Raw genomic sequence first — 16,338 nt, 5'->3', positions numbered from 1 at the left:
TTCTAAGTGCCATTCCATTTCTTGAAACGCAATCGACACATCATTGAAGGCATAGCGCATAACGACGTCATAAACGACGTTAGCCAGCAATAGGATAAACAAAATGCTGGATAACCAGCCAAGCAGATCACCAAAACGATTGAATAGCCGCTCGATATAAATAAGTCTTCTCATTCCTAACTCCGTGGAACTTTAAAGGTGCTCCGCTCAGCAAAACTGGCGGAGCTTATCGTTGTAATATTTAAGGGGGACTTGGGCTTCCAGTGACATTGTCACTGTTATTTTCTAGTGCGCTATTGTTGTAACACACTCGGATAATCCTATCCGAGCTTACGGCTGCGCTTAATTATTGTGCTTGGCTATTCAAGTAGGCACGGTGAGAGATATTCGACCATGGACGAACTTGCTCAATATAGGCTGCTTGCGACGCTTGAATTTTCTTCGCTAGGTCATCTTTCTCAGCATGAGCACTTAACAGACGATCATTTGCTTCACGGAGTGCCGCGATTACCTCAACTGGGAAATCTTTTACTTGAACATTTGGGTACTCAGATTGAATCGACGCCCAGTTCTTGCCACTTTCATGTTTAGACTGCGTGTACATATCATACGCTGCTGTCTTCATTGCCGTTTGTAGAATGGATTGCAGATCTGCAGGCAAACTATCCCATGTACGCTGATTAACTAGGAATTGCAGTTCGGTACCCGGCTCATGCCAGCCTGTGTAGTAATAGGGTGCGATTTTGTGGAAGCCCATACGCAAATCAAGTGACGGTCCTACCCACTCCAATGCGTCAATCGTACGACGCTCTAAAGATGTATACAGTTCGCCTGGGGCAATATTGGTTGGCTTAGCACCGATCTCCGCTAAAATTTCGCCAGCGAAACCCGGAATACGCATTTTCAGCCCTTGCAGGTCATCGACTGAGTTGATCTCTTTTTGGAACCATCCACCCATCTGCGTATCAGTATTACCGCCCGGGAAAGAAAGTAGATTGTGAGCTGAATACACCTCTTCCATCAACTCCATGCCGCCACCGTAGTAAAACCATGCATATTGCTCGGTTGGTAGCATGCCAAATGGCATAGAAGTAAAGTAAAGCGTGTTAGGCACTTTCCCTTTCCAGTAGTAAGACGCTGAGTGGCCCAGATCGTATTGACCTGATTTCACCATATCAAATACACCTAAAGGTGCTTTGTGTTTATTCGATGAATCAATCGTGATCACCAGACGACCGTTAGACATTTCCTCAGCCATCTTTGCCATATTTTTCGTTGCATCACCAAAAATTGGGAAATTTGGCCCCCATGTTTCTGCCAACTTCAACTTATAGACTTTTTCAGGCTCGGCTTGTTGAGCGGTGTCTGCTTGTTTTTCTTCACCACAGCCGACTAGCGCAACAGATGCGGCCAGAGTTGCGATGCCTAATTTCAACTTTCCATCAAAAAATGAATGTAATGCTCTCATTATCAGGTCCTTTGTTTCATGGTGCGTCTGAATGTGACACTTCCTGTTTCAATAACAGCATGAATGATCAAACCACAGTAAAAAATCGGCGAGAACACGGAGAAATTAACAGTCCAATGAGAGCTAAAGTAAATTCAACTACGTATATCTACGTAATACATCCGATTACTGAAAGCTAACATCCTGTTAATTAGGTAAGTTTAGAGAGAGAAAAAAGAGAAAGTTTCGATTTATACATACGTAGTAACGCGACGAAAATTTGCAAGATATTTTGGATTTTGTGATACAGCCGTTTCTATTGTGTATTATTTTATCGTTACAACAAAAAAGGCCTCGACATGGTCGAGGCCTTTTACGCAATCTTTACGAGCTATTTAAAGAGCTTTATAGATAACTTTGTTGCCCGCTAATTGTTCTTTAACGACTAGGTTTTCATCTAGAAGTTTTTTAAGCGCGCCAGTTGCCCAAGATGCTGCTTTAGCTTCTTCTTGACCAGCGGCAAGGCCGATGCCTTTAGGGTTGATACCGTCAGCGTTGCTTGCAACGATATCTAGAACTTGTTGTTGCTTAGGAGTAAGTGCAACGTCAACTTGTTTTGCTACAACTTGAACTTGTGCAACTACTTTCTCCGCTGCTGGTGCTACAGCGACTTTCTTCTCAACTACAGGCTTAGCTTTCTTAGTTGCTGGGATATTTGCAACTGTCGCTCTGATGTGCTTTTGCAGTTTCTGTTGCACTTTGCGCTTATGAGCAAGTCTCATCGAGTGTTTCTCCATTTCACTGCATACGGAGCAGTGGTGAAAATTTGAAGCGCGTTTTATACCAAAAATTTGCTATTAATGACAGGGTATCTCGGTGTTTCTGCGACAAAAATAAGCGAACGGTTCGTATAAGTCTACAATTTAGGCAATCTTCGATATTTGTGATTTACGACTACTGAATATATAAACAGATATCCAAACCAACCTGATTATTTTGATAGGTACTCTAGGTTCGATATGCAAACGAAATTCGATATGCAAACGCGCCATCTTTCAAATCGTCCTGCAGCCTTATTGGCACATGCCAAGCTCTGGAAGGGAATATTCGTCTGTGTCTCTCTTGCTGGACTCATCTGGTTTGCTAATCATTGGCAACAACTTATCCTTGGCGTACTGCTGATGATTGCTTTGTTTTATGCCGCACGATGGGTGATCAAGACCAGCATTGTTGCCTATACACTTACTGCGACTCACATGCAGCAACACCTTCACAAAGGCGGATGGGTACTGCAATGGCAAAACATCAGTAAGATTGGTATTTGCCAATGCCAACACCAAGGCTGGTATCAACCACTGCCTTGGATCGGAATTAAGCTAAAGCACTATTCACCTTACCTCGATAGCATTTGTCCCCGAATTACCACGCAAATACTACTGAGCCAACGCCCTTTGCTTTATGTGGGCTTACAACAACAGCAGGCAACGACGCAATTTGAAGACATCGTATTAGACCCCAAGCCCTATACCTCTTCCGATGGTGTCAAATATCTTGGCCTACAAGCAATGCTCGCCAACCGTATGCACTATCAACGAGAGTTCTTTGGTTATGATGTTTTTATTTCCACCAGCGATTTAGACCGGCCAGCGGAAGAGTTTGTTGGTTTACTGAGACGCTATCTCGCTGCATCAAAAACCGATTAGCCTTCATATCAACCCTTCTCTACTGCAACTAACACGATTGGCATAAAGGAACACACCAAAGCGAAGCTGAAACACCAAAGCAAAGGTGAAACGCCAGGCACAAAAAAGGCCGCGGTAAGCGACCTGATTTTATACCCACTCTTTATTCACACAGTGGCAGCTAAGACAGCATTAGAGCAATGAGATTAATAAAGCGGCATCTCATCAGCAACAAATGGGTTGGTTGCTCTTTCACGACCAAACGTTGATTCAGGACCATGACCTGGGACGAAGCGTACTTCATTACCTAGTGGCCACAATTTAGTCTTGATTGAGTTGATCAGCGTATTGAAATCTCCCTTAGGGAAATCGGTACGACCAATTGCGCCATTAAACAACACGTCGCCAACAAATGCGAGCTGCGCTTCCTTACTGAATAGCACAACATGGCCAGGCGTATGGCCTGGAGTGTGAATCACGTCCATAGTTTGGTTACCAAACGTAATCACATCGCCATCATTCAGCCATTGATCAGGTTCAAAGGCTTCAGTTAGAGGAAAACCAAACATCTGGCTTTGACCTTCTAGGCCTTGCAACCAAAAGTTATCGTCTTTATGTGGACCGACAACACGCTTGTCACCTAACAGTCTGGCTAAAGCCTCGGTACCGCCTACGTGATCAAGGTGACCATGTGTCAGTACAAGACTTTCCACATTCACCCCTAACTCTTTGATCAGCATCGCTAGTTGTTTTTCATCACCACCGGGGTCGATCACAATGCCCTTCATTGTTTCATCGCACCAAACGATAGAACAGTTTTGAGAGAACGAGGTGACTGGAACAACCTGATACTTCAGAGACATAGCTAAACCTTCTAAATTTCGAAACTGGCCGAACTATGACACGATAGCCAATTAAGCTCAAGTGAGTTCACTATCGTGTCGAAGCTTAAGACCAGTAGCGGGCTGGCCCCGTATCGATATGCACAAAATTACTGCTAGGATAGTAACCAACACCACCCACTTTCATCTCTCTGGCAATATCACGAACTTTCTTTAGTGATACACCATCAAGGCGAAAATCGATCGCTTGGCCCAGCATGTGGTAACTTTTTTTCGCCACACCACTCGAGCTCGAGCGCAAAGCTTCATTGGTTGCCGGTGAGCGATATCCAGAGATGATCTGCACCTCGGCTTCTACACCCAACTCAGTTTGAATAAGAGAAATTTGGTCGAACAAATCCTTATCCATCTTGTGTGTTTCATTACGTCTGAAATCACGACAAATCTGGTCAATTCGACTCAATTCTTTGGGAATGTACTGGCGGCCATCGAAATAACGCGTTTCAAGAGCTTCGCCGGTATGAACGTTACTCATCGCCAATGAGCGCGAAAGATCAGGATAAGATGCTAGCGCAACGCTCGGGGCGCAACTCGCAACAACCAATCCACTTCCTGCCAACTTAAAAAAATGTCTACGTGATACTTGCACTTTAAAAACCCTTCACAATGCCGTTACTACTATCGTGTCGAAGGCGACACTACCTAACTCTTATGTGAAGTGCAAATGCATAAAGCGTGCTAGAAATGTGACAATTTATTTCTAGCGCAGGTTAATTATTGAACTAATTGGTAATTTTATTTTTAAAAGCGAAATGCAAATTTTTCGTAAAGATCACGCTTTGCCGCTGCATTGCCGCATCTAGCGATCAAAGCGGTAAATGTCATCCCGATATTGCACCACCCCACCTTCCGCCCAAGCGGTTTGGTAGATAATATGCACGGGAATGCGTTTGCGTAATGGAATGGCTTTGTTGGCTTCATCAGGTGATACCACCAACTTCTCTAAATCGACACCTTGATTCTCTAACAATAAGGTGGCAAAGGCATCCGCATGTTTTACGCGGATACAACCTGAACTAAATGCTCGGCTTTCCTCGTTGAATAAATGCTTGCTTGGCGTGTCATGTAAAAAGATAGCGCGCTTATTCGGCGTGTTAAATTTGTACAAACCCAATGCGTTATAATTACCTGACATTTGACGCATACGGTATGGAAAAGCTTTAGGATTCAAGGTTGGCCAATCAATCTCTAACGGATCAATAACCTGATCTGACGTCCAATTTGCAATAATATCGATGTTCTTCTCGCTAAGATAATTGGGATCAGCTTGCATATGAGGAATAATATCCTCCACCATGATTTTCCACGGCACATTCCACGTTGGATTCAAGATTACCGAATCCAAATTGGTCGACATCACTGGCGTTTTGCGAGCCTCTCGACCAACCACAACACGAGATTGGAACATCGATTCACCCCCATACCAGTATTCCATTTCAAAACTTGGCACGTTGACGACTATAATTGTATTGCGCTGCTGAGGCCACATACGCTCACGTTCCGCATTCACCGCCAGCATCTCTAAGCGAGTTTGATTCGCCGTATTTAACCATTGCGCTGTTTTCGGCCCAATGACCCCATCCGGTTTTAAACCATGCATCGATTGAAACTGTTTAATAGCACGCTCAAGTCGGCCATCGTAATAGCCGATATTAAAATCGACGGCACTTAAGTCAATGTCCACCACTTCCAAACGATCCAGCAGCACCGCTCTACTTTCTAACAGATCGCCAACACGCTTCAATTTAGTATCTTGATAATACTTCGGCAGTTCTTCATCGTGAGAATTAGCAAGGTGCAAATAGGCTTGGATCAGCGTGTGATAGTTATCGCTGTCAGGAGTATAAGTCTCAATCAACTCACCCAGTTGCTGCGATTCTATCGAAGCATACAGGGCATCAAGCGCTGGTAACGTTGGGGCGGGAAGTGGCTGGGTAAGCTTAGTGTCAAAATACCATTCTTTACCCATGTGCTTTGCCTGCTCAGCATAACTCATGTAAGTAATCATCGCATCCGTAGCTAAAATATCGTATTCAAACCAACGGTTACTGTTGCGATAAAAACGCAACTGCTTTAACTGTCGCGACAAAAACGGGCTGACATTAGCTTGATGAATCACTTCAAGTTGAAACTCCAACTGGCTACTTTGCTGTAAATCAAACCAGATTAGCTGCTCACCATTATTGCGGTAGATATCTTCAACCAAAGACGGATATTGCAACTGCGATGCCGCTTGGCTTTGAGCGCTAACCCAACCAATGTCTTCAAAATATGATAATGCCCATGAAGGCATGGGCATCAATATCAGCGTTAGTAGAGCCACGTTGAGTTTTAACATTAATTAACACACTTATTACACTACATAGTGTAATAAGTATGGCAGAGTTTTCTCTTTTCAGCCGACTTGTTTTTGAGAAAATACATCAATAACTTAATGATTTATTAACTATTTACATGATAGCCGACCAATGGTTATCCCATTGAATTGTCGAATGAATCGAGTTTTGATCGTGGGGGTGCGTTTGCGTAACGACCGTCCCCGCTCCAGAGCTAACACAAAACGCATCGTCAAAAACAACCACGCCAGAAGCGTCCGGTAACGGAGAGAGTTCCACCAACTCCAAACTCTGTTTAGACCAGATGCCAAAACAATTACCTCGAGGAGAAGTGGCGAGAATCCAATCTTCGCTTGCGGCAATACTGGCAATATAGTGGTCAAAACGAGCCCATTGTTCTGGCTCTGCTTTGAGCGATATCAGATCACGCCCCGGACTATGCATCGCCAGTAATGCTGGGGTATCCTCTGCTTGACCACGATATTGCTGCCCACACAAGACCGTGTTATCGCCATCATGAGCCAGATGACGAATACTCAGTCTTTTATTAGGTAAAGCAACTTGGTCAATCAACTGCCCTTGTGGTGATAAGTAGCTAAGACTGGGTTGCATGCGATCAAGATTGATCGGCACTCGACCTTGGGTATGAACACCACCAACCCCAATCGCTAACTTGCCATCGGGCATCATGATCACTTCATGTGGGCCGATACCAAAACCACTAAATTCATCGCACTTTTGATAACCGGCAGCGACGTCATAAACTCCAATAATGCCACGGCTAGAATCTCGCTCACCTTCGGTTGTATATAACCATTGCCCGTCCGGAGAATAAACGCCATGACCATAGTAATGGCGTTGTCTGTCTGCTGAACGCAATTGGATCATCTCTCCACTTTGATAGTCAAATACCATAAAGTAATCACCTGGACGACGAGCAAACGCCACGCCGTGATTGAGGACAGAATTCACCGCAACACCATGACCACGTGAAGGCAAAGGCAATGTTCTAATCGGTAATCCTTGCTGATCGGCCACCACCACATCAAAATGCCCACGCCCCGACAAAGCACAACCGATCAAGGCTGGAGAACCTTTACGGACTGACGATACCGCACTGCAACCAAAAGGTAGGATGGGTGCCGTAACCCCAAATAATGCCGCTTTAAGCAGTGTTCTTCTTGTTTGATCAGTCACCATCGGTTGCGTTAAATCCTATCACTATGCCAAGTTCAATCGCGACTTCTTCATGAATCAAATAGTTTAGATGCTCTAACTTGTTAAATTGAGCGGTCACTAATTGATAACCGGCTTTGCTCTGTAGCAACTCAAATAAGCTCTTCTCTTCAGGCCAAGTTTCAAGCGTCATATCAAACTGATGCACAATACGATCAGCAAGTGACGATCTACCGCGTTGACGTAACAGATGATCTAAACCATCACCGTTGGCAAGATAGAGCGCTTGTAGCGCCATTACATTGTGCTTTAGATTGACCATGGATGTTTGCGATCGCCATGATTCAGCGAAATAAGCGCGTGGTTGGCCGACTTTTGCCATCGGGCGGCTCAGTTTTTTCATACTGTAATCGAGCTGATTTGACAGTAAGGCGATATACTCTGCATTCCAAGCTTGCTGATCCAGTTCCAGCCATGGATTTAGTTGCCATGCTTGTAAAATGGCTTCCGCGTTGTTGGCCAAGTTATCACTGATCGCTACCCCCACCTGACAATGGCTTGACTCATTGGCAAAATCCGATCCTTGATCGTAAAGCAGCCACTCAATTGCCCCAAGACCTTGAACCGTGACACTTTGACGCGCAATATCTGCCGCGCTCCAAGATGTATCTTGTTGAGTCAACACCCCCATCTTACGCCCAGTGGTATTTTTTTTATCTGGCCAGAATTGAACATTCCAACTTTGCGCCAGTGCCGCTTGCGGACCGCGTTCTTGGCCTTGCAATGCCATCCATGCTTGCATCGTTTGCTGCCATTGTAGTTTCAGCGTCTCCGAACTCTGTCCAGTTTGGCAATACTGGTTCATCATTTGATTAAGCGCTCGTGCTTGTTGATGAAATTGAGTCGCCGAAACAAATTCCACCTGATAAACAGCGGCACTCACATGTGACGACGTATCGGCGTGATAGGAAGGCTCTAACTGAGCTTGGCAGCCCAATAACGATCCCGCCGCCACTATTGTTAACATGGTTTTTTTATAACCTGATTCATGCTTGGCACCGTTATAATGAATTGAGGAAAGCAACTAATGCTGCGCGTTCATTGGCATTGAGTTTGAGCACTTGTTGCTGACTCGCTTGCGCCTCACCACCATGCCAAAGCACCGCTTCCATCACATTTCGCGCTCGGCCATCATGGAGTAAATAAGTATGACCATTCACCTCTTCGGTATAGCCTAATCCCCATAGTGGAGTGGTACGCCACTCTCGGCCATTAGCGAGATATTCAGGCCGATTATCGGCTAATCCCTCGCCCATATCGTGCAATAACATGTCACTATAAGGATGAATGGTTTGGTTAGACAACGCGGGTAGCCCCTCACGTTGTGCCGTTTGAATATTGGTTTTATGACAACTCTGACAGCCAAGTTGATTAAACAGAGTTTGACCCTGTTTCACTTGTGGATCTTCAACGTTACGGCGTATCGGCACTGCAAGATGCTGAGTGTAGAATTCCACAAAGTCTAAAATATTGTCACTGACCTCATGTTCACCGCCATTTGGCAGCTCATCACAAAGAGTCTGAGCACTGGTGCAATTTTCATTCGGGAATAATCGACTGGTCAAACCTACATCACCGTTGAATGCAGCGGCATTTTGCTGCATTAAGGTGGGTTGACCAGCTTTCCAGCCAAAACGACCAATCGCAAAATCTTGTTTTTGCACATCCCAAACACGGTTTACCTTGCCCGAAATACCATCTTTATCGTGATCATCTTCATCGCTCCACGCTTGTAACGTAGCCTCAGGAATACTCTCTAAAAGGCCCAAGCCGATCATGGGTGGCGCAACACGGGCGGATAGCATGGTATCAGGATGCATTGGGCCATAACCTAAATCGGTAATTTGTACCTTTGGCTTACGTAACAGGACCGTTGTTCCGTCAGCAAAGGTGACCGGAACATCGCTGTAACTGATTTTAATCGTCCCTTCAGGAGTTTGATCCTGCAGGGCAAAATCTTGTAGCTGACCGCCATAAGTCGGTTCAGGGATCACACCATCTTTGATGTACGCTTTTTTCTGTGCATCGGTCATTGCTGGAATACTTAAGCGTACAAGCATCGAGACCGCATGCAGATCATTCTCTTCTGGAGGATGGCCACGGCCATCTTTGACGTGGCAGTTTTGACAACCGTTGGTATTGAACAGCGGCCCTAACCCATCACGGGCATCCGTTGACGCAGGGGCTTGTACCCAAGGATTGCGGAAAAAACTATTACCGACACTAAAATCAAGTCGCTTGGACATGGGTAAGTTAGCGGCAGGTAAGGAGAATGCATTTGCACCCTCTTTTTTTACAGAAGTGTTGCCGCCCGATTTTATATCGCTAGCCACAACGGAAAAGGAGGAAAAGATTAGCAACCATGCTAGAGAGGATTTTAAATACAACATCATTCCAGTGCATCCTACAACAACCGCGCCTTTTAAAATTATATTGTTTTGCACGGATAGATTTAAAATCAAGGGCTCAAAATTACAGAGCCCTTGCTACAGCTTAAGTCAGCTCATTACACGTTTAGAATTCGTGATCAGCTGTATCCGGATTTAGACTAGTAATACCGATAACATTTGCCGCACGCTCAATTGACGCGGTTTGCGCGACAAGGGAAAGAATCGTTTCATTCACTAGAGCATTGCCTTTGGTGTTACCTGCCGCTATGAGCTGGTCAAAATGTTGGTTGTCTTTTTCTGCTGATGTCACCAACTCGCCCACTTGTAAACGAGTAGCATCAAACTGCTTTTGGATCGCATCCGCAGCTTTCTGATCTTTCTGCGCCACCAAATTATGGATACTTGGCCCTTCAACTTTACCGCCATCTACTTTCTGGTAGCTGCCGGTATAAACGTTATAAATGCCTTGCTCATTGTAGTAATGAGAATTGTGGGTATTGTCTGAGAAGCAATCATGCTCATCTTCGGTCGAGTTCGCTTCTAACGCCACTTTCATTCGCTCGCCAGCAAGTTCACCTAAAGACAGAGACCCCATACCGAAGAGCATTTTACGCAAACCATTCTCAGCCGATTCGTTGAGCAACTCTTCACGATAGTTACCTTTTTGATCAGCAGACCACTGCTGTTCCATCCACTCAAGATCTTGTACTAGCAAATCGGCAGCAGCGCGAAGGTAATCGCCACGGCGATCACAATTGTTATTGGTACACTCTTTACCGACAACAAAATCGGTGTATGCACGCTCACCAGCCCCCGCATTCGTGCCATTAAGATCTTGTCCCCAAAGTAAGAATTCGATGGCATGGTAGCCAGAAGCAACATTCGCTTCTGAGCCGCCAACTTCGTTGAGATCGGCAATCAACTTAGGGGTGATCTTTGATACATCAAGTTTATTCGCACCAATGGTCAATTCTTGGTTAGCAACGATATTCGCTATTGCTCCTTCATTACCCAACTCATATTGATAATCTGCAGCAACATAATCGATTAAACCTTCATCAAGAGGCCATGCATTCAATTGCCCTTCCCAATCATCAACCACTGCGTTACCAAAACGGAATACTTCAGACTGTTGGTATGGTACGCGTGAGTCGAGCCAAGCTTGCTTAACTTCTGAGAGTGTTTTTTCTGAAGGGGTTTCAAGAAATGCTTCGATTGAATCATCGAGCGTTTTTGCGGTAGTCAGTGCGTCGGAAAATACCGCATGAGCAATGTCGGCGTAATGCTCGACAACTTGCTGCTTTGTTACATCGGCAGCGAGTACTGAGCCACTAGCGAGTATAAGAGAAGCGGCAATTGAACGCGCTAAAGCTGATTTTACCTTCATGTTTAAAGTCCTTGTTGAGCTGGAAGTTACCTTACTTATCTATTTATAATCCGTAGTGCTAATTATTATCATTAACACTTAGATTGCGAATAATACAAAGTTACATTTTTTTTGCAAGGTATAAACAAAAAAAACTCATAAAGATGAGGTTTTTTGTGCGGACTTAACAAGTATTTAGAATTTGAGTAAATGCTTACCGTGGGAGACTTTAGCTTTAAGGTAGCTTTCGTTGCCATCTTTGATATGCGCGAGTGTATTGACCACTTCGATGATATCAATACCATGCTCTCTCAATTCATTAACCTTTTTCGGGTTGTTGGTCACTAGACGAATCTTACTCACCCCTAATGCCAACAGCATTTGAGCGGCTTCAGAGAAATCACGCAGATCATCGCCAAAACCTAAATGGTTATTGGCTTCATAAGTATTCATGCCTTGGCTTTGTAGGCGATAAGCATCAATCTTATTGTACAGGCCGATACCACGTCCTTCTTGACGTAAATAAAGAATGATTCCACCAGACTCGCCCATACGTTCAATGGTTTCATCCAATTGCTCACCGCAATCACAGCGAGATGAATGGAAAACATCACCAGTCAAACACTCTGAGTGCATACGCACAAGTGGGATATCATCGTTTAAATCGGATTGTTTAAAAATAACCGCGACATGTTCTTTATCTGTCTTCAACCCTTCAAAAGAGAGGAGTTCTGCATCAATTTTACTTCCAACACCGACTTTAAAATCTACTCTGGCACGTACTTCCGCCATATCAACACTCACTTGAACTCTTTTATTATCTATATTGACTATCGCATTCATACGAAGGCCCTTTGTAACTAACTATGAGGACTCTTACTCAAGAATTCAATGGTTAGATCACTATTGTTATAATATAACAATTATAGCGCAAAAAGATAAGTGCTTCTAATCGATACTTTTGTTATCACTATTGCTGTGTATAAATAAGGTGTTAACGAGAAAGGTGCATAAGACAGAACAGACAAAGCTTAGTCACTTAATCATTGATTAAGAAACTCGTTTAGATATAGGACAAGATAGAAGGCAAGATCAGTAAATTAAATGCGGTTGAAGCGGTATAAGAACCAATAGCCTGAACGTTCAAGATGAAACAAACAGAAAGGATGGCTACAGATAACTGGGTAACTCGAAGAAATCGTAATTAAATCATGAAATGAATATCAACTTGCGATAGGTACATCAGCATCGATAAAGATAGCTGACGCTCTAAGCAAAAATCTTAGTGCGCCTGTGTACGCTGCCAAACTGAAAGTTCAACCCAGACATGCTCAAGCTCTTTCAATTCATCATCGGTCAACACACTTAACGTTGGTTTGCTTTGCGGAAGCGTGTGTGCTTGCAACGAACTAATATGCGAATAAAAGTCCTTTCTCAATTGTAATAGAATCGTTTCCACAGCGCGTTCCTAATATTTTAACTAAAACAAAAGTTTAGCCATTACCGTACATGGCATCCATATCCTTATGATAACAAAAGCTTCATTTTGCGCAGAATTTAATCAATTATTTTGGAGCAAGGTCACACTAAATAGAGTTGCTTTGAAATTGAATTTAAGATCCAAAGTTTGATCTTTTCACGCAAAATAAAACGGGTTGATCATTTAGACCAACCCGTTTAAGTATTTCGTTTACAGATCTAATCGCGCTTGCCCAGTTTCACCTGACCTTTATCATCAAACCAAAGTGCTTCTGTACGGCGGCGACCAATCAAGAAAGGGCCATCATCGTAGAACAAAAAGTTCTTCCAATACTTTTTGAAGATGCTCCACTTTGTCTCAATGATGTTATATTTTTCATAACAAAAATAAACTGTTACATCATCTTGCCAATCAATGAAGGCTAAGATTTCTGCCGGTAGTTCTTCTTCGTCAGATTCCCAAGCCGCCATCCAGTCAACACTTTCGCTCCAGTTTGGCGCTTTCATTGGCCAATCGCTTGAGCTTAGGCGATCTGCGTCCGGACTTTGCGCACTGATGTTATCTTTCCACAACTGTGCTGCGCGAGCTTGATCCATTGGCTTGATCGCTTCAAGATCTTGCTCTGCTACCGGCATCGATTGATGGGTAAAAATCCATTTTCTTTGGTACTGGTCCAAAGGTAAATAAGACATCTATGTTCCTCAATTAAGACTTCAACCAGCCCTTTTCGCTGGCTTCTTCAATTAGTTGCTGGGCTTTATGCCACAGAATGGATGAACCATCTTCAATTTTACGGTTCACCGTTAATGCTTGTTGCTTGGTCACATTGTTTTCTTGCCAGCGTTGACCACTATTGTGGTAATTCAAAAGCATCGGGATGATCCGATCGAGTGCTTTAGCGTATTTCGCCTCTGCAGTTTGGGCTTGTTCAAATTCCAACCAAATCAGTTTCAGTTCTTGTGCTTGATCACTCGGTAATAAACCAAACAATCTTTCGGCGGCTGCCAACTCTTTCTCTTGTTGTTGCGCTGAGGCGCTAACATCGTAAACGAACGTATCACCAGCATCGATTTCAACGATGTCATGCAGCAGTAGCATTTTCATCACTTTAGCAATATCAACCGGTTGGTTGGCGTGCTCTTGCATCAAGATCGCCATCAAAGCCACATGCCAGCTGTGCTCGGCGCTGTTCTCCAAGCGACCCTCTGCACTTTTAACCCGAGTACGACGAAGCACATTCTTCAGCTGATCTAACTCAATAACGAGATTCAACTGCTGTTCTAATCGTTGCATCATTTCTTTGCCTCGCTCCAATCGGGATTGATCAGTGCGGTCAAAACATGATCACGCCACTGGCCATCAATCAACAAGTAATCCTTAGCATAGCCCTCTCGCTCAAAACCCAAACGCTGCAATACCGCTTCGCTTCGCTGATTATGAGGCATGTAGCTGGCCATGATACGGTGCATATTTTGTACATTAAACATGTAGTTTAATGCCATTTTTATGGCACGGCTCATCACTCCTCTTCCCTGAGCATCGTCAGCCAAGGAGTAACCCATATGGCACGCATGGACAGGAAAGCGAGTTAAGCTGCTGAATGATATTGTACCGAGCATTTGGCCGCTACTACGATCAATGATCAACAAATAATATCCTAAACCTAAGCGATGTAGATCATTGAGCTTTATCAAGCGTTGCGTCCAACCCGCCACCGTAAAGAACTCAGGCTCACGCTCTGGCTCCCACGGCTTTAAGTGATCACGATTGGCAATGAAATACTGGCTAACCAAATACGCATCCGTAGGTTCAGCCGTACGTACAACAATCTCGTCATCAGCCTGATAGACTTGTAGCGGTGTACTTACTTTTGACATCAACCTTTACGAATCCCGTATTCACGTAATTTATTCGCGACCGATGTATGCGATACATTAAGTCGTTTCGCCAATTTACGACTCGATGGAAATGACTGATAGAGTCTATCCAACACTTTAGACTCATAATCTTTCATAATGTCATCTAAAGAGCCATCAAGATTAATTGACCCACCACTTGAAACCGATGCCTCAACCTGAGGTAGATGGAATAAATCAACCGTTAAGTGTTCATTTTCCAGTTCAGTGAGTGCACGCAACACCATATTTTCTAATTGGCGCATGTTGCCCGGCCAATTGTAAGACGCGAGTTGGTCGACAAGGTTATCGTCGATAATCGGCTTCACCATGCCAAGTTGATTGATGTACTTCGCCACAAACAACTCCAACAACGGTGCGATATCATTAGAGCGATCACGCAAGGATGGAATGTTTAGTGTCAGTACATTTAAGCGGTAGAAAAGATCTTCTCTAAACGCACCCGATTCCGCTAAATCCGCTAAATTGTGACGAGTCGAAGCGATAACACGTACGTTAACATGCACTTCATGCTCTTCACCAACACGTCGGAACGTACCATCTTGCAGTAAACGCAGTAATTTAATCTGCAAGTGAGGGCTCATTTCCCCAATTTCATCCAGGAAGACGGTACCGCCATTGGCTTGTTCAAAAATGCCTTTGTTGCCTTCTTGATGATTAAAACTGCCCGGCGCATGACCAAACAACTCAGTTTCTGCTACGTCATCAGGCATTGAGGCGCAGCTCAGTACCAAAAATGGTGCACCGGCACGATGGGAGCGACTATGACAGGCACGGGCCAACATTTCTTTACCGGTACCCGTTTCACCTTGAATCAACAATGGTTGCTCGAGGTTCGCTAGCTTTTTCGCTTGAGTGATCAGGGCCTTATGGCGATTGGAAACCCCAACAAAATGCTCAAAACCAAGATTGTTTTGTAACGGTAGAATTTCTTTGAGCAGTGGCTTGTCTTGTGCAGAACGGATAATCATCACCGTACTGGCTAAAATAGACTCTTTGCTTTCCGTGGTGATGTATACCGGCATGATTTCCATGACGTAGTCCAAGCCACTGATCACAATGTTTTCACGTTGGCGAGTGATCTGACCTTCAGCCCACTTGCTGAAATTGAAGCTTGGCAGTAAATGACCAATATGATGGGCAATCACTTCCTGTTCCTCTAGATTGAAGAGGTTCAGCGCAGCATGGTTTGCCATGTCTACGTTACCTTTCAAATCAATCGCGAGTACCGGTTCTGGAAGATTATTCAGTAACGAGATAAGTTCAGTATTATGTCTTTCCATTGGCATAAACTGAATTTTTCGCACATCTTTTACACCTGAGATGCGGCGAATCTCCGCCATTAATTCACTGAAAGTATCGAAATCGATATCTGGGCAATTAAGGTAAATAATGCCTGAAATATCAATTTCGATGCCGCGTAAATCAATACTCTTAGAGGCAAGGATATCGAGTAGCTCGCGTGTTAAGCCAAGTCGGTCTTCGCAAAAAACTTCTAGACGCACTGAGAGAGTCCTAAGTTAGGGTGTCAGGAAAAGTTGACAGTAGTTTCCCCTAAGCCTAGATCCTCGTCAAGCAAAGCG

At 44.1% G+C, this 16,338-nt stretch carries 16 protein-coding genes and 1 pseudogene; 1 reads left to right on the top strand and 16 read right to left on the bottom strand.

Annotation, left to right across the window (positions count from 1 at the left end):
- The 3 genes and pseudogenes from RH85_RS22380 to RH85_RS13300 all read right to left on the bottom strand — a co-directional run.
- Positions 1-174, bottom strand: a pseudogene (locus RH85_RS22380) (TRAP transporter small permease subunit); the annotation flags it as partial.
- Positions 175-346: 172 nt separating this feature from the next.
- The gene (locus tag RH85_RS13305) at positions 347-1,468 is read right to left on the bottom strand and encodes a TRAP transporter substrate-binding protein (RefSeq protein ID WP_006713068.1); all 1,122 of its coding nucleotides are present in this window, start codon (positions 1,466-1,468) and stop codon (positions 347-349) included.
- Positions 1,469-1,842: 374 nt separating this feature from the next.
- Positions 1,843-2,229, bottom strand: coding sequence for a hypothetical protein (locus RH85_RS13300; protein WP_006713067.1), 387 nt, complete (start codon positions 2,227-2,229; stop codon positions 1,843-1,845).
- 255 nt (positions 2,230-2,484) lie between these two features.
- Between RH85_RS13300 and RH85_RS13295 the strand changes: the two genes are divergently transcribed.
- Complete coding sequence (locus RH85_RS13295) at positions 2,485-3,150, top strand: DUF2982 domain-containing protein (RefSeq protein WP_006713066.1); 666 nt, start codon at positions 2,485-2,487, stop codon at positions 3,148-3,150.
- A gap of 185 nt (positions 3,151-3,335) precedes the next feature.
- Here the strand turns inward: RH85_RS13295 and RH85_RS13290 are convergent, their stop codons facing one another.
- From RH85_RS13290 to tyrR, 13 genes are all read right to left on the bottom strand, one after another.
- Complete coding sequence (locus tag RH85_RS13290; RefSeq protein WP_006713065.1) at positions 3,336-3,992, bottom strand: MBL fold metallo-hydrolase; 657 nt, start codon at positions 3,990-3,992, stop codon at positions 3,336-3,338.
- An 85-nt stretch (positions 3,993-4,077) separates the two neighbouring features.
- Positions 4,078-4,620, bottom strand: a complete 543-nt coding sequence (gene mepK, locus RH85_RS13285) for a peptidoglycan L,D-endopeptidase MepK (RefSeq protein WP_039949034.1) — start codon at positions 4,618-4,620, stop codon at positions 4,078-4,080.
- Positions 4,621-4,830: 210 nt separating this feature from the next.
- Positions 4,831-6,369, bottom strand: coding sequence for a L,D-transpeptidase family protein (locus tag RH85_RS13280; RefSeq protein ID WP_006713063.1), 1,539 nt, complete (start codon positions 6,367-6,369; stop codon positions 4,831-4,833).
- A 112-nt stretch (positions 6,370-6,481) separates the two neighbouring features.
- Positions 6,482-7,567, bottom strand: a complete 1,086-nt coding sequence (locus RH85_RS13275) for a DUF1513 domain-containing protein (RefSeq protein ID WP_006713062.1) — start codon at positions 7,565-7,567, stop codon at positions 6,482-6,484.
- Positions 7,557-8,570: an imelysin family protein gene (locus tag RH85_RS13270; RefSeq protein ID WP_039949039.1), complete on the bottom strand. Its 1,014-nt coding sequence runs from the start codon at positions 8,568-8,570 to the stop codon at positions 7,557-7,559. The genes RH85_RS13275 and RH85_RS13270 overlap by 11 nt, the downstream gene beginning before the upstream one ends.
- Before the next feature lie 34 nt (positions 8,571-8,604).
- Positions 8,605-9,996: a di-heme oxidoreductase family protein gene (locus tag RH85_RS13265; RefSeq protein WP_006713058.1), complete on the bottom strand. Its 1,392-nt coding sequence runs from the start codon at positions 9,994-9,996 to the stop codon at positions 8,605-8,607.
- Between the two features lie 121 nt (positions 9,997-10,117).
- Positions 10,118-11,380, bottom strand: a complete 1,263-nt coding sequence (locus tag RH85_RS13260; protein ID WP_006713057.1) for an imelysin family protein — start codon at positions 11,378-11,380, stop codon at positions 10,118-10,120.
- Positions 11,381-11,554: 174 nt separating this feature from the next.
- A complete protein-coding gene (locus tag RH85_RS13255) occupies positions 11,555-12,202 on the bottom strand; it encodes a GTP cyclohydrolase II (RefSeq protein WP_174269580.1) in 648 nt (215 codons plus the stop codon).
- A 439-nt stretch (positions 12,203-12,641) separates the two neighbouring features.
- Positions 12,642-12,818: a hypothetical protein gene (locus RH85_RS23180; protein WP_006713052.1), complete on the bottom strand. Its 177-nt coding sequence runs from the start codon at positions 12,816-12,818 to the stop codon at positions 12,642-12,644.
- A gap of 239 nt (positions 12,819-13,057) precedes the next feature.
- Positions 13,058-13,531 (bottom strand): DUF2947 domain-containing protein, encoded by a 474-nt coding sequence (locus RH85_RS13245; protein ID WP_006713050.1) that lies wholly within the window; start codon positions 13,529-13,531, stop codon positions 13,058-13,060.
- A gap of 13 nt (positions 13,532-13,544) precedes the next feature.
- Positions 13,545-14,132, bottom strand: coding sequence for an HD domain-containing protein (locus tag RH85_RS13240; RefSeq protein ID WP_006713049.1), 588 nt, complete (start codon positions 14,130-14,132; stop codon positions 13,545-13,547).
- Entirely contained in the window at positions 14,132-14,716 is a 585-nt protein-coding gene (rimJ, locus tag RH85_RS13235) for a ribosomal protein S5-alanine N-acetyltransferase (RefSeq protein WP_006713047.1), read from the bottom strand. Before rimJ ends, RH85_RS13240 begins: the two co-directional genes overlap by 1 nt.
- Complete coding sequence (gene tyrR / locus RH85_RS13230; protein ID WP_006713045.1) at positions 14,716-16,260, bottom strand: transcriptional regulator TyrR; 1,545 nt, start codon at positions 16,258-16,260, stop codon at positions 14,716-14,718. Before tyrR ends, rimJ begins: the two co-directional genes overlap by 1 nt.
- Positions 16,261-16,338: the final 78 nt, after the last annotated feature.

This window comes from Vibrio ichthyoenteri ATCC 700023 (genome assembly GCF_000222605.1).
Lineage (GTDB): Bacteria > Pseudomonadota > Gammaproteobacteria > Enterobacterales > Vibrionaceae > Vibrio > Vibrio ichthyoenteri.
This window is presented reverse-complemented; position numbering and strand designations above follow the sequence as displayed.